Source organism: Flavobacterium tyrosinilyticum, from assembly GCF_023656565.1.
Lineage (GTDB): Bacteria > Bacteroidota > Bacteroidia > Flavobacteriales > Flavobacteriaceae > Flavobacterium > Flavobacterium tyrosinilyticum.
The window spans coordinates 371,700-384,601 of record NZ_JAMOKG010000004.1; the positions used below are offsets into that span (position 1 = coordinate 371,700).

Consider the following 12,902-nt stretch of genomic DNA (forward strand, 5'->3'; position numbering starts at 1 on the left):
ATTCAAAATATTTAAAAATGAAACTAAAGTTCAATGGATTCTTAGTGCTTTTATTAGTACTAGTTGCGCAATTGACATTTGCGCAAGAAAGAGCTGTTTCAGGAACAGTTTCCGATAATACAGGTATGCCTTTACCGGGGGTAAGTGTATTAGTGAAAGGAAGCAAAACTGGAACACAAACTGATTTTGATGGAAAATATTCTATTAAAGCATCTTCAAGCCAAGTTTTGGTATTTAGCTACATTGGAATGAAAACCCAAGAAGTAGCTGCAAGCTCATCTGTAGTTAATGTTAAATTATCAGGTGACGCACAAGAACTTGAGGCAGTTGTAGTAACAACAGCTTTAGGTATCAAAAGAGAGAAAAAATCTTTAGGTTACTCATCACAAAAACTGGATGAAAAAACAGTTAACTCAACACCAACAAACAACTTCCTAAACAACTTATCTGGTAAAGTTGCAGGTTTAGAGGTTAAAACTAACTCTAACTTTGGTGGATCTACTAACATCGTACTACGTGGATCAAAAAGTTTAACTGGAAACAACCAAGCATTAATGGTTGTTGATGGTGTTGCTATTAGCAATGACAACTTAAACTCAGCATCTTCAAAAAGCGGAAGAGGTGGTTTTGACTTTGGTAACTCTGCTTCTGATATTGATCCAAACAACATCGAATCGATTACAGTACTTAAAGGTGCTGCTGCGACTGCATTGTATGGTAGCCAGGCTGCAAATGGTGCGATTATGATTACTACTAAAAAAGGTAAGAAAAACAGCGCTTTAGGAGTAAGCTTCAGTTCTACAACTTCTATGGGTTCTTATGATAAAGATACTTTCATTAAGTACCAAAAAGGTTACGGAGCTAATGGTTATGCTGCACCAAATGATAGTTTCTATACAGCAGATGTAAACGGAGATGGTATTCCAGATCAAATTGTTGACATGACAGCTGATGCTTCTTTCGGTAATGCTTTCAACCCAAATTTAAATGTATACCAATGGACAGCTTTTGCTCCAGGCAACGCTAATTATGGTAAAGCTACTCCATGGGTTGCTGCTGCTAATGATCCTGGAAAATTCTTCCAAAAGTCTTTCAGCACAGTTAACAACGTTGGTTTAAGTGGTGGTGACGAAAAAGGTTCTTATAACTTTAGTTATACTAACAACAATGAATCTGGAATTTTACCAAACAGTAGATTAAACAGAAACATTCTTAATGGTAGTTTCACAAGAAACTTATCAGACAAAATTAAAACATCTGCATTCTTTACATTCTCTGACCAATCTACTGTAGGTAGAAATAGTACAGGTTATGGAGATAACATCTTAACTGGTTTCAGACAATGGTGGCAAACTAACGTTGATGTTAGAGAATTAAAAGACGCATACAATGTAAACGGACAAAACGTTACTTGGAATATGAATGATCCATTAAATGGAAATTTCTCTCCAGCTTACTGGAACAACCCATACTTTGACCGTTACAAAAACTTCTCTTCTGATGACAGAACTAGAGTTCTTGCAGGTGCTAATATCTCTTATGATATAACAAAAAACTTTAATGTTTTAGGACGTGTTACTGTAGATACTTCTAACGACAGACAAGAATTAAGAAAAGAAAAAGGAAGCCACGCTGAAGAGTTTGGTTTACAAGCTCTTGACGAAACTTCTGGATATTCATTATATACAAGAAGCTTCTTACAGACAACTTACGATTTCATCGCAACTTACGACCTAAAAATCTCTGAAAAAATTTCAGCAAAACTTTTAGGTGGATCAACTTTCATTAAATCTCACGTAGATTCTTTCGATGGATCAACAACTGGAGGTTTAGTAGCTCCTGGATTATTTACATTGGCTAACTCGATGTCATTTGTTGCTCCAATTGAGCAAGAGATCAACTACAACAAACTAGGTCTTTATACTCAAGGATCTATTGATTACAACAGAATCGTATTCGTTGAAGCTTCATACAGAAGAGATCAATCTACTGCTTTACCACAAAACAATAATAAATATGATTATTGGTCAGTTGGAACAAGTTTCATTGCATCTGAATTAATCAAACAAGATTGGTTAAACAACTTAAAACTTAGAGCTAACTACGCAGTTGTAGGTAACGACCCTGCTGCTGGTCTACTTGGATGGAAAATTAACAATGGATTAATTGGCGGAAACTTAATGTTCGCTAACAACTCTACTTTCGTTGACTTTAAAAACTTAAGATCAGAAAAATTAAAAAGCTGGGAGTTTGGTGTTGAGGCAGCTATGTTCAAAAACAGATTAAGTTTTGACGTATCTGTATACCAATCTAACACTACAGATCAAATTTTCAACGTACCACAATCTACATCTACAGGATTTGCAACTTCACAAATTAATGCTGGAGAAATGCAAAACAAAGGTATCGAGGTATCTTTATTCGGATCACCAGTTAAAACTAAAGATTTCGAATGGCAAGTTGGTGTAAACTGGTCTAGAAACAGAAACGAAGTTGTTTCTTTGAACCAAGGAAGAGATAACTTACAATTAGCTTCATGGCAAAATGGAGTTTCTTTAAATGCTACTGTTGGTCAACCTTACGGTACAATGAGAGGAACAGACTATGTATATGATGCAAACGGAAACAAAACAGTTGACGAAGATGGTTACTACCTACTTGCTACTGATAAAGTAATTGGAAACATTCAAGCTGACTGGATCGGTGGTCTTTCTAACAGATTTAACTACAAAGATTTCTCTTTGAACTTCTTAATCGATATGAAAAAAGGAGGAAGTGTTTACTCTCTAGATCAAGCTTACGGACAATACACAGGTCTTTACCCAGAAACTGCTGGTCTTAACGACTTAGGAAACCCATTAAGAAACTCTATCGCTAATGGTGGTGGTATTATCCTTGACGGTGTTTACGAAGATGGTACTCCAAACCAATCTAGAATCCCTGCAAACATGGTAGGAGCTGGTTTTGGTGTTGAAGTTGAACCAAACAAAAAATTCATCTACGATGCATCTTACGTAAAATTAAGAGAAGTTGGTTTCACATACAATGTACCGTCTAGATTCTTAGACAAAACAATGGCTAAATCAATCTCATTTAGTTTATTAGGAAATAATCTTTGGATTATTCACAAAAATTTACCGTATGCTGACCCTGAAGCTGGACAATCATCTGGAAACGTTCAAGGTTTTCAATCAGGTGTAATGCCAACAACAAAAGTATACTCATTTAATATTAAAGCGACTTTCTAAGATGAAAAAATTAATCCTCTCAATAACAGCATTGTCATTATTTATGACAAGCTGTGTAAGCGATGATCCTACATACAACAATGACCAGGACAAATCTTACGACGTACCTTCTGAGACGCTTTTCACGAATGCTGAAAAAGAACTTACAGATCAACTAGTAACTCCAAGTGTCAACCTAAGTGTTCTTAGATATGCATCTCAATATTGGGCTGCAACTCAGTACAACACTGAAGCAAGATTCAACATTACTACAAGAAGAATCGGAGACGGACACTGGAATGCACTATACAGAAGTACATTAGGTAACTTACAAACTTCAAAAGAAGTAATTTTAACTGAGGCTGGTGATGCAGCTGTGCAAAAAAACAAAATTGCTTTAATTGAAATCCTTCAAGTTTACACTTTCCAAGTTTTAGTGGATACTTACGGAGATGTTCCTTATACTGACGCATTAAAAGTAAAAGAAGTAATTTTACCTAAATACGAAGATGATGCAGCTATTTACCCTAAATTAATCACTAGATTAGATGCAGCTATTGCTCAATTAGATACTAGTGCTGATTCTTTTGGTTCTGCTGACTTTATCTATGGAGGTGATGTAGCAAAATGGAAACTTTTTGCTAACACTTTGAAATTAAAAATTGGTTTGAATTTAGCTGATGCTGATGCTGCACTTTCTAAAAGTACAGTTGAAAGTGCTTACAATGCAGGAGTTATCTTAAACAATACTCAAAATGCAACTTTCGACTATCCAGGAGCTGCTCCAATGTACAACCCTATTTTTGCTAACTTAGTAGCTAGTAACCGTAATGACTTCGTTGCTTCTGAAACTATTGTTAACGCAATGAATACTTTACAAGATCCAAGAAGAGCTATTTACTTCAATGCAATGCCTGACGGATCTTACAAAGGAGGTCTTAATGGTCCAACTAACATTTACCAAAATTTCTCTGCTATTGGAGATAAGTTAAAAGCTGCTGATTTCCCAGGTTTATTAGCTGAGGCTACTGAATCTAACTTCTACTTAGCTGAAGCTGCTGCAAGAGGATATGCTGTTGGAAATACTGCTGAGTACTACTATAACAGAGCAATCACTGCTTCTTTCGAAAACTGGGGAATTGCAAGTGAAGCTGCTGCTTACTTAGCTAAACCAGAAGTAGCTTATGCTACTGCTGCTGGAGCAACTTACAAAGAAAAAATCGGTCAACAAGCTTGGATCGCTTTCTTCAACAGACCATTTGAATCTTGGAACTCTTACAGAAGATTAGATTTCCCTGCTTTAGTTGCACCTGCTAACGCTGTTGCTGCTGCTGAAGGAGAAATTCCAAAACGTTATACTTATCCAATCAACGAGCAAACAGTAAACAATGCAAATTGGGCTGCTGCTTCTACTGCAATTGGAGGAAACAAACTTAAAGTTCACGTTTTCTGGGATAAATTCTAATTTATTCTAAAAACAATTATATCAAACCGCTCTGTTAATTCAGGGCGGTTTTTTTATATAAACATATTACCTATATTTGTCCAATGGAAAAAGAACATCAAATATTTGGCATTAGAGCCATCATAGAGGCAATTCAAGCAGGAAAAGAAGTAGATAAAGTTTTCATACAGAAAGACATTTCTGGTGAGCTTATGAAGGATTTAATGAAGGTAATGAAACGTGCAAACGTTAACTTCTCTTATGTACCTGTAGAAAAACTAAACCGCCTTACTCCAAATAATCATCAAGGTGCAGTAGCAACTATCTCTCCTATTGGTTTTATTGATTTAGAACATTTAGTTGAATCTACAATTGAATCAGGTCAAAAACCTCTTTTTCTAATATTAGATCAGGTATCAGATGCTAGAAATTTTGGCGCTATTATTAGAACAGCTGAATGTACTGGAGTTAACGGAATTATTATACAAAAAGCAGGTTCGGCTCCCGTTAATGGAGATACCGTTAAGACTTCTGCTGGAGCAGTATTCAATGTGCCTATTTGCAAAGTTGAACATATAAAAGATGCGATCTTTTACTTGCAAGGTTCTGGAGTAAAAACAGTTGCTGCAACTGAAAAAACAGATCAAAACATATACGACATATCGCTAACAGAACCATTGGCTATTATTATGGGATCCGAAGATCGAGGAATAAATCCTTCTGTTTTAAAAATAGTTGACGAAAAAGCCAAATTGCCAATGTTCGGCACAATTGGCTCATTAAATGTATCTGTAGCCTGTGGCGCTTTTCTATACGAAGCCGTTCGCCAAAGAACCTAAAAAAACACATTGAGAGATTAAGATGCGAATGAAATAATTAAACACCTTTAATTAATGCTTTCAAAATCTAATTCAAAATCAAAAGTTACAATATTCCGCTGCCTGTTTGTAATTTTACTAATTACAAACAGCTACGGACAAAATACTACGTATAATCAATTTTGGAATGAGATTCAGTTTAATCAGACTTTAAGCAAAAAATGGGCAACAGAAATAGATTTCGCCGCAGCTTACAGCAGTAAAGAATCATCTCCAAATTTATTTGATAACACCATTCAAAGATCCATTAGAGGTTGGGGACATTACTATTTTTCTCCAAGATGGAAATTCTCTGCTTTTATAGCCTATTTTAATAATAGAGATGTACCAGAAATAGGTCAGTTTGAATCTCCCGAAACACGTTTTGCACTTCAAGGCATTTACTATTTTCATAAAACAGGATACACTTTAAGCACAAGAATGCGTGCTGAATTCCGTCATATGAAAAATGAGGATGATGATTATGAAAATGTTTTTCGATATCGCCAACAGCTAAAATACATTCAACCTCTCAACAGTAAATTTTTAAGAGCTGGTGTTGTATATGCCATTACATCAGATGAGCTTTATTTTAAATCTGGAGCAAAAGTTACCGGCGAAAGTTTCTTTGATCGAAATCGATTAAATATTGGAGCAGGATATTTGTTTTCGGATGATTTTCAGGTGGAACTAACCTATTGCAACGAATATCTTCCACGAAACAGCGGAAATCAAACAACCAATGCGGCATCGCTTACCATTACTTTCAATAATCTTATTCGAAACCTTAAGAAGAAAATCGAAGCCAAAAAGCATCCTGAAATAAAAGATGAAGAATAATTAGTCTTCCTCTTTCTTTAAAAAACATTTAAGCTGTTCGATGATAGCATCTTTGTGAAGCTTAAAGTTGTAGCTTCTAACAAATTCAGTTCCTTGCAAATTGATTTCAGCAGTAATAGCTTCGTAATTAGAAAACGCTTCAAGATCTTTTTTATCTATCAAATAGAGAACTTGCATTATAGAATCGTTACGCCGATATTGTGTATCGTAATGCGCTAAATTATATGTTTTGCTATCCGCCAGATGAATTATTAAATCGTCTTTGCTCTTTTTTCCAACTTTCTTTTCTGGAAATGGTGTCGGCTGCAGTGCAATAAAATAATTTTCTTTATCTGTAACAATATTAATTTTCAACGATTTTGATTTCGTAGTATAAAAAACTGCTGGCTCAAAATAGTAAATCATACTTCCATCTGCCTGTACCCTATTTTTTACTTCACATTGAGCAATTACTTTCCCAGTAAAAACAAAACTAAAAAACAAAAGTAGAAACTTCATTTTCATAATGCTCAAAATTAAATTGTTACACTAACAAATTTACTTTTTTTATTTTAAAGAAAATTATTCATCGGTTTCTTCTTGATTTGCTTTTTTAACTACAATGTAATTTACTGGATGACTAGACGAAAAATACTCTATCTGATCCTCTTCCTCCTCATGGGAAAAAGTAACGAAATTTCCATTTTCATCAAAATGCCTCATAAAAGGATCATTGTTCGGATCAAAATCTGAACGCTGCCAATCGTAAACAATTGGCTTTGCATATTCGGGTGCTTTATAAAACAAACTCAAAACAAAACCAGTTATAAGTCCTGCCAAATGACCTTCCCAAGAAATAGATTGATCAACATCCGGGAAAACGTACCATATCATTCCACCATAAAGCAAAATCACAGTTAAAGATAATGCCACCAATCTATAATATTTAGTCTGAATACCTTTAAAGAAAATAAAACTAACTAAAACATAAATTAATCCACTCGCGCCGATATGAAAATTTTCTCTTCCGACAACCCAAGTAATTAATCCCGAAAATAAAATCCCGTAGCCTATAACACCTAATGTTTGTTTTGGATAAAAAAACTGCATCGCCGCCAATAGTATTACAAGGGGAATACTATTATTATACAAATGATCTAAATTTTCATGAATAAATGGACTGAACAAAACACCGCGTAAACCAATCAAGTCTCGAGGATAAATTCCGTATCGATAAAAATCAAAATCAAAACGGATCTGAAGCCAATATACTATCCATAAAAAGAGGACAAAAAACATCGGAAGTCCAATAACCGAATTTGAAAACCTAAAATTAGTGTCGTTCATATTTTTAGAAAATAACAATTAACAGGACTCAAAAAACTATCCAAAAATATTTTACTGATAATTTGTCATACTCCAAAATAAAAAATTGTCTCAAATCAGAACAATCGTTCTCTCTACAAACTGTTTTAACTTTTGAATGAATGAAATTTAAATCTTAAAATAGTAATTTTGTATTTATGGAAGCACCTTTAGCAGAGCGTATTCGTCCGCAAAAATTAGAAGATTATATAAGCCAACACCATTTGGTTGGACCAACTGGTTCATTAACACAGCAAATTTCAAAAGGAATCATTCCTTCATTAATTTTCTGGGGACCTCCTGGTACAGGAAAAACAACATTGGCTCAAATTATTGCTCAAGAATCCAAAAGACCTTTTTATATTTTGAGCGCTATAAATTCTGGCGTAAAAGATATACGCGATGTTATAGAAAAAGCAAAACAAAGTGGTGGACTTTTTACTGCTAAAAACCCTATTCTTTTTATCGATGAGATTCATAGATTTAGCAAATCACAGCAAGATTCGCTTTTAGCCGCTGTAGAAAAAGGCTGGATAACTTTGGTCGGTGCGACAACCGAAAACCCAAGTTTTGAAGTGATTCCTGCATTATTGTCACGTTGCCAGGTTTACATACTAAATGCATTTACAAAAGCCGATTTAGAAGCTCTTTTACAGCGTGCAATGAAAACCGATTCCTATTTGCTGACAAAAAAAATAAATCTAAAAGAAACAGAAGCTTTATTGCGTATTTCTGGCGGTGATGGACGAAAACTCTTAAATGTATTTGAACTAGTCGTTAATGCTTCAGCTGGAGATGAAATTACTATTACCAATGATCGCGTTTTTGAACTTGTACAGCAAAACACCGTTCTTTATGACAAAACTGGCGAACAGCACTACGACATTGTTTCTGCATTTATTAAATCTATTCGCGGTAGCGACCCTAACGGAGCCGTTTATTGGTTGGCACGAATGATAGAAGGCGGAGAAGAGGTGAAATTTATTGCCAGAAGAATGCTTATTTTGGCAAGTGAAGATATTGGCAATGCTAATCCAACTGCCCTTATAATGGCCAATAATACTTTTCAGGCTGTTACAACAATTGGATATCCAGAAAGCCGCATCATTTTAAGCCAATGTGCAATTTATTTGGCCACTTCACCAAAAAGCAACGCTTCTTATATGGCAATTGGCAGTGCGCAACAGCTGGTAAAACAAACTGGCGATTTGCCTGTTCCTATTCATTTGCGAAATGCTCCTACTAAACTGATGAAGGAATTAGGATATGGAGATGAATATAAGTATTCGCACGATTACGCCAATAATTTTGCTGAACAAGAATTCCTTCCAGATGCTATAAAAGAAACGGTTCTTTATAATCCTGGAAACAATTCTAGAGAGAACAGTACCCGCGAATTTTTAAAGAACCGTTGGAAAGATAAATATGGTTATTAAGCCGTATTTGTATTTAGAATTTAACTACAATTTTTTCTGAAACTAATTTATCATTCTGATAAGATTCAAAGTACCATTGTCCATCTTCTTTTAAGATTAAAGAACCCTGAACGTTATCTTTTATAGCGATATAAACATTTGGCTGAGAAGTTTTAAGAAGCTTCATTACTACCTTTGGTGTTTTATCAATCAATTGATAACCAGATTCTGTTGGTTGCGCATATAATAAATTTGGATCTTTCAAATCTGGCGAAGATGCAGTAGAAACTGGAGTTGCAACCACAGTTGTTGCCACAGCAGCTTTTACAGGAGCAGATGTTTTTGAATTCGCAACTGGATTTCCACTATATTTATAATGCAAAGCATAAACTGACTTAAAGGCATTGTCTAACGCTTCTTTATAAGCTATTTCATATTCTTTCTCTCTACTTTTTCCAGCTTCTGAAGTAAAAACTACTTGTCCAAAACAATCCTTGAATTGTATAATAAGTTTAGTTACCAAGAAAGCATTATCTCTTATTACATCCATATATAAAACCTGACAACGGTCTGTATATCCCTCAGGAAGTTGTTCATTTGAATAAAAAGCTTCGAAACCACCTTTAGTCAAATTTTGTTTACTTAAAGTTGCCAAACGATATTGATTATCAGTCTTCATAAACTCATATTTCAGAGGAATAATTACAGCTTTGTAATCATTAATAGACTGTGCAAATCCAACAACTGAACATAAAATTGCAGTAAGTAAAATTTTAATTCTCATCATTATAAATATTTTTTTAGTTCTAATAAATGGTTAATTTGTTTATAATTTTCGGAAACGTCTACTCGCTTTTCATTAAAGAAAATAGCATCTATACCAGCATTTAAAGCACCATTTACATCAGCTTCAAAATCATCTCCGATCATGATACTGCTTTCTTTAGATGTATTGGCTAATTTTAATGCATAGTCAAATATAATACTATTTGGCTTTTTAACTCCAGCTAATTCCGAATTTGTAATGGTACTGAAATATCCCCCAAGTGAAGCATTATTAATTTTCTTTTCCTGAACATGAGCAAATCCGTTTGTTATAATATGAAGTTTGTACTTAGGCTTTAAATATTCCAAAACTTCAATTGCCCCATCAAAAAGATAATTGTTGTCAGTAAGAAACTCGATATAGTCATTAGCAATTTCCAAAATATTCTCTTCTGAAATTACATAATTCAAAGCATCAAATGAAAACTTCAAACGATTATAACGTAGCTCCTGATGTGTAATTTTATCATTCTGATACAATCTCCAGCATTCTTGATTGATCGGAATATATTCTTTAATAAAATCTTGAGTAGCGATTTCTTGATACTTAGTTTTGAAAATTCGATCAAAAGCCATTTCTGAATTTTTATCAAAATCCCAAAGCGTATGATCTAAATCAAAAAAGATGTCGGTAATATTGGTGTTCATGCATTAAAAAATTCCTTCATCTACAAAACTATAATATTTTGATTCAGTTATAATAATATGGTCTAAAACTTTAACATCTAACTTGTTTCCTGCCTCGCGAATTTTTCTTGTAATTTGTTTATCGGCATCACTAGGAATCAAACTTCCAGAAGGGTGATTGTGGCACAAAATCAAGGCTGTAGCATATTTCTCAAACGCCAATTTAAAAATCAATCTGACATCAACAGTTGTACCGCCAATGCCCCCTTTACTCAGTTGAGCCTTTGAAATCACGTTGTTGGAATTATTAAGAAAAAGCACCCAAAATTCTTCATGAGATAAATCTCCTATTACTGGCTGCATTAAATCGAAAACCTTTTTACTCGAAGTAATTTTAGTCATTTCAACTGCTTTTTCTGATCTCCTACGCGCGCATAGCTCTAAAGAAGCAACAATTGTAACAGCCTTTGCCTCTCCTATTCCTTTAAATTTCATTAATTGAGCAATAGATAATTTTGCTAATGAATTTAATCCGCCAACACTAGCTAAAATACGCTGACTTAATGCAACCGCAGATTCATTACGACTTCCTGAACCAATTAAAATTGCTAATAATTCAGCATCACTCAAAACTTCTTTTCCCTTGAGCATTAATTTTTCGCGCGGCTTGTCATCATCTGACCAGTTTTTTATAGCGAAATGAGATTGTTCCATAACTATTTAAATTTTACAGAACGAAGATATTAAAAATAAGAAAAGTCTCTCAAATAATTATTATGTTTTCTGATTAGATAATTATAAAAAAAATGTGCCAACTGAAAAACAATTGGCACATTATCTAATTTTCTAATTGACGAATTTAGGCAATCAAACCTTTTACTTCATCAAAATTTAAACCTCCGTAATTTCCAGAACTCATTAATAAAAGCGCCGAATTATCTAAATTTAAGTTGAATAAGTATTCTTTAAACTCAGCTGGATTCGTATAAATAATTAAATCTTTTCTATTGAATGAAGTTGCAATCTGCCCGTAAGTTACTTCTTCTAACTGCTTAATTTTTACTGCATCAGGCGAATAGAAAACCACCGCAACATCTGCATATTCTAAAGCGCCTTCATATTCTTTTAAGAACTCAGCATTTAAACTGCTATACGTATGCAGCTCTAAACAAGCTACCAAAGTTCTGTTTGGATATTGTTCTTTTACCGCTTTTGTTGTCGCAGCTACTTTACTTGGAGAATGTGCGAAATCTTTGTACGCCACTTTTCCTTTTCCTTCGGCAATTTTTTCTAAACGCTTAGAAGCGCCCTTAAAGCTTGCAATTGCTTCGTAGAAATCCGCTTCATCAACACCCATATTTTGGCAAATCCATTTTGCTCCTGCCAAGTTATTTAAATTATGCGCGCCAAAAACTTCAATTGGCATATCGCCTTCTGGAGTCTTTAATAAAGTTACACCATCATTTACAGAATATTCTGGAGTTGAATACGCGATTTTTCTAATCGGATTTGTTGCTGCTTCAGAAACGCGTTTTACTTCTGGATCATTTTCGTTATAAACCAAAATTCCGCCGTTTGTGATTTTTTCGATGAAAATCTCAAACTGCTCCACATAGTTTTCATACGTTGGAAAAACATTAATATGATCCCAAGCAATTCCAGAAATCAAAGCAATGTTTGGCTGATATAAATGAAATTTCGGACGTCTGTCAATTGGTGAAGACAAATATTCATCTCCTTCCAAAACCATAAAATCATTTTCTTCTGTTAAATGCACCATTGTGTCAAAACCTTCTAATTGCGCGCCAACCATATAATCAACAGCAATATTATGATAATGCATTACATGAAGAATCATCGAAGTAATCGTTGTTTTACCATGAGAACCACCAATTACAACACGCGTTTTATTTTTAGATTGCTCGTATAAAAATTCAGGATAAGAGTAGATTTTTAATCCTAATTCTTGCGCTTTTAATAATTCAGGATTATCCGCTTTTGCGTGCATTCCTAAAATAATAGCATCGATATCTGAAGTAATCTTTTCTGGAAACCAGCCCAATTCTGCAGGAAGAATTCCTTTTTTCTCTAATCTTGATTTTGAAGGTTCAAAAATAGCATCGTCACTTCCTGTAACTTGATATCCTTTATTATGTAATGCTAATGCCAGATTGTGCATTGCGCTTCCGCCAATGGCGATGAAATGTGTCTTCATTTAAAATGTTTAATCGTTAAACTGTTTCATCGGTTAATCGAAATAGCAAATAACTAATAAAACGCTGTAATTATTTTTCAAAAATAAGGAAATATAACATGCTCTATT

General features: G+C 34.3%; 11 protein-coding genes. 5 read left to right on the forward strand and 6 right to left on the reverse strand.

Going from position 1 to position 12,902, the window contains the following annotated elements:
- Positions 1 to 17: 17 nt before the first annotated feature.
- The 4 genes from NCC77_RS21945 to NCC77_RS21960 all read left to right on the forward strand — a co-directional run bounded on the left by NCC77_RS21945 (position 18) and on the right by NCC77_RS21960 (position 6,368).
- A complete protein-coding gene (locus tag NCC77_RS21945; protein ID WP_250837469.1) occupies positions 18 to 3,248 on the forward strand; it encodes a SusC/RagA family TonB-linked outer membrane protein in 3,231 nt (1,076 codons plus the stop codon).
- 1 nt (position 3,249) lies between these two features.
- Positions 3,250 to 4,692, forward strand: coding sequence for a SusD/RagB family nutrient-binding outer membrane lipoprotein (locus tag NCC77_RS21950; RefSeq protein ID WP_250837470.1), 1,443 nt, complete (start codon positions 3,250 to 3,252; stop codon positions 4,690 to 4,692).
- Positions 4,693 to 4,775: 83 nt separating this feature from the next.
- Positions 4,776 to 5,510, forward strand: coding sequence for a 23S rRNA (guanosine(2251)-2'-O)-methyltransferase RlmB (rlmB, locus tag NCC77_RS21955; RefSeq protein ID WP_095931505.1), 735 nt, complete (start codon positions 4,776 to 4,778; stop codon positions 5,508 to 5,510).
- 54 nt (positions 5,511 to 5,564) lie between these two features.
- On the forward strand, positions 5,565 to 6,368 hold the full coding sequence (locus NCC77_RS21960; protein ID WP_250837471.1) for a DUF2490 domain-containing protein: 804 nt from the start codon (positions 5,565 to 5,567) through the stop codon (positions 6,366 to 6,368).
- On the opposite strand, the gene NCC77_RS21965 is transcribed toward NCC77_RS21960, so the two are convergent.
- Together NCC77_RS21965 and NCC77_RS21970 are read right to left on the reverse strand one after the other, a co-directional pair.
- The gene (locus NCC77_RS21965) at positions 6,369 to 6,866 is read right to left on the reverse strand and encodes a hypothetical protein (protein WP_250837472.1); all 498 of its coding nucleotides are present in this window, start codon (positions 6,864 to 6,866) and stop codon (positions 6,369 to 6,371) included.
- Between the two features lie 63 nt (positions 6,867 to 6,929).
- Positions 6,930 to 7,694 carry a rhomboid family intramembrane serine protease gene (locus tag NCC77_RS21970; RefSeq protein ID WP_250837473.1) on the reverse strand — a complete coding sequence of 255 codons (765 nt, stop codon included), beginning with the start codon at positions 7,692 to 7,694 and terminating at the stop codon, positions 6,930 to 6,932.
- 176 nt (positions 7,695 to 7,870) lie between these two features.
- Here NCC77_RS21970 and NCC77_RS21975 point away from each other — a divergent pair, with 176 nt between their 5' ends.
- Positions 7,871 to 9,148 carry a replication-associated recombination protein A gene (locus NCC77_RS21975; RefSeq protein ID WP_250837474.1) on the forward strand — a complete coding sequence of 426 codons (1,278 nt, stop codon included), beginning with the start codon at positions 7,871 to 7,873 and terminating at the stop codon, positions 9,146 to 9,148.
- Between the two features lie 13 nt (positions 9,149 to 9,161).
- On the opposite strand, the gene NCC77_RS21980 is transcribed toward NCC77_RS21975, so the two are convergent.
- From NCC77_RS21980 to NCC77_RS21995, 4 genes are all read right to left on the reverse strand, one after another.
- Complete coding sequence (locus tag NCC77_RS21980; protein WP_432442334.1) at positions 9,162 to 9,911, reverse strand: hypothetical protein; 750 nt, start codon at positions 9,909 to 9,911, stop codon at positions 9,162 to 9,164.
- Positions 9,912 to 9,913: 2 nt separating this feature from the next.
- Entirely contained in the window at positions 9,914 to 10,600 is a 687-nt protein-coding gene (locus NCC77_RS21985; RefSeq protein WP_250837476.1) for a YjjG family noncanonical pyrimidine nucleotidase, read from the reverse strand.
- Between the two features lie 3 nt (positions 10,601 to 10,603).
- Complete coding sequence (gene radC / locus NCC77_RS21990; protein ID WP_250837477.1) at positions 10,604 to 11,293, reverse strand: RadC family protein; 690 nt, start codon at positions 11,291 to 11,293, stop codon at positions 10,604 to 10,606.
- 145 nt (positions 11,294 to 11,438) lie between these two features.
- The gene (locus tag NCC77_RS21995) at positions 11,439 to 12,794 is read right to left on the reverse strand and encodes a UDP-N-acetylmuramate--L-alanine ligase (RefSeq protein ID WP_250837478.1); all 1,356 of its coding nucleotides are present in this window, start codon (positions 12,792 to 12,794) and stop codon (positions 11,439 to 11,441) included.
- Between the last annotated feature and the right edge of the window lie 108 nt (positions 12,795 to 12,902).

What these genes read in the sequence shown, in the direction of transcription:
- radC (WP_250837477.1), bottom strand. Translation starts at nt 11,293, where the DNA reads ATGGAACAATCTCATTTCGCTATAAAAAACTGGTCAGATGATGACAAG.
- NCC77_RS21965 (WP_250837472.1), bottom strand. Translation starts at nt 6,866, where the DNA reads ATGAAGTTTCTACTTTTGTTTTTTAGTTTTGTTTTTACTGGGAAAGTA.
- NCC77_RS21970 (WP_250837473.1), bottom strand. Translation starts at nt 7,694, where the DNA reads ATGAACGACACTAATTTTAGGTTTTCAAATTCGGTTATTGGACTTCCG.
- NCC77_RS21960 (WP_250837471.1), top strand. Translation starts at nt 5,565, where the DNA reads ATGCTTTCAAAATCTAATTCAAAATCAAAAGTTACAATATTCCGCTGC.
- NCC77_RS21950 (WP_250837470.1), top strand. Translation starts at nt 3,250, where the DNA reads ATGAAAAAATTAATCCTCTCAATAACAGCATTGTCATTATTTATGACA.
- NCC77_RS21995 (WP_250837478.1), bottom strand. Translation starts at nt 12,794, where the DNA reads ATGAAGACACATTTCATCGCCATTGGCGGAAGCGCAATGCACAATCTG.
- rlmB (WP_095931505.1), top strand. Translation starts at nt 4,776, where the DNA reads ATGGAAAAAGAACATCAAATATTTGGCATTAGAGCCATCATAGAGGCA.
- NCC77_RS21985 (WP_250837476.1), bottom strand. Translation starts at nt 10,600, where the DNA reads ATGAACACCAATATTACCGACATCTTTTTTGATTTAGATCATACGCTT.
- NCC77_RS21975 (WP_250837474.1), top strand. Translation starts at nt 7,871, where the DNA reads ATGGAAGCACCTTTAGCAGAGCGTATTCGTCCGCAAAAATTAGAAGAT.
- NCC77_RS21980 (WP_432442334.1), bottom strand. Translation starts at nt 9,911, where the DNA reads ATGAGAATTAAAATTTTACTTACTGCAATTTTATGTTCAGTTGTTGGA.
- NCC77_RS21945 (WP_250837469.1), top strand. Translation starts at nt 18, where the DNA reads ATGAAACTAAAGTTCAATGGATTCTTAGTGCTTTTATTAGTACTAGTT.